2 protein-coding genes are annotated in these 1,191 nt (G+C 31.6%); one reads left to right on the forward strand and one right to left on the reverse strand.

What is annotated here, in order from left to right; genetic code table 11:
- Positions 1–237 precede the first annotated feature (237 nt).
- On the reverse strand, positions 238–522 hold the full coding sequence (locus ACOVO2_RS07630; protein WP_421769386.1) for a hypothetical protein: 285 nt from the start codon (positions 520–522) through the stop codon (positions 238–240).
- Positions 523–648: 126 nt separating this feature from the next.
- Between ACOVO2_RS07630 and ACOVO2_RS07635 the strand changes: the two genes are divergently transcribed.
- On the forward strand, positions 649–1,038 hold the full coding sequence (locus ACOVO2_RS07635) for a hypothetical protein (RefSeq protein WP_421769387.1): 390 nt from the start codon (positions 649–651) through the stop codon (positions 1,036–1,038).
- Positions 1,039–1,191 lie beyond the last annotated feature (153 nt).

Below are 1,191 nucleotides of genomic sequence, written 5' to 3' on the forward strand. Positions count from 1 at the left end.
ACAAGTATCATTTACATAAAAAATCCAATCAGTATTTCTGCAATCGGTATAATAAATTTTGTCTTTATCTAGCAATCCTTTTAGATAAGCACCCACAAAAACCTCACTACCAAATTTTGGGAAATCTTCAAGTTTCAATACTTTGAACTCTACTAAGTTGGCTTGATTCATTTGTCTTTTTTTTTGGGGTTTAGGAGTAAAATAAACCCCGAAAAGCATCGGGGTTATTTGGAACCACTAAACCATATTTACGCTAATTTTTTTATGATATTCGACCAGCTTCTCATAATCGGAAAGGTCTATACGTGTTTTCAAATCTTCAGGTAGTACATTCTTTGAAATCACATCAATAATTACAATCGGGGCTTTCTCAACTGGATAGTTTGGGCGTGAGTAGGTATCTTGGAATACTCTCCAGAATCCCTTTTCAGATAATTGCTCCTTTACAGACATTTGTACACTGTCTTTTTGGGCTTTAAGAAGCTCCCAATACATATTTCCAGATTTACGAATAAGTACCATTTGTAAAATTTTATTACGTTTATATATACTAAAAAACGTTTTTACGTTATCTTCACAACTGAATTGTGATACAATAATACTTACTTTTTTCTTAATGTAAAATAATTGTATAAAATATTTTTACAAATGGATGATTTAAAGACAAATTTTGAGACTAAAATAAAGGAGGCTGATATTACAGTAGTTGCGCTCTGCAAGGCAGTAGGGTACTCTCCACAAGCATTTTATACAGCATTGAATAAAAATAAAATGCAGAAAACTACTTATGATTCATTAATGAGTCATTTAGATTATTTGATACACAAGAAAAGTATTTTATCAAATAATGATACAGTAGAAAAAGATTTGACAGAAAAGCAGGATAAAGGTTCTGATAATGTATTTAAAAACCTCATTACAGACCTTTACAGTGAGATTGCTCAATTGAAAATTGAGAATCTATTGTTAAAAAAGGAATTGGGAAAGTTTGACACCGTGCATTTAAGCCTCTCAGAATTAGTAAGTGCAGTCGCTTAATTTTTTTTGTGCTTAACCGATGTACTGAGCGATGTACGGTTTTCGTAAATATTACGTAAAGGCTTGATTATTAGAACCCTAAAGGGCAAAAAAAAAGACCATGCTGGTCCACGTTGATTGTCAAGCACTTATAAGAAATTATAAGTGCTTTTT

This window comes from Emticicia sp. (assembly GCF_049241225.1).
In the GTDB taxonomy this organism is placed as follows: domain Bacteria; phylum Bacteroidota; class Bacteroidia; order Cytophagales; family Spirosomataceae; genus Emticicia.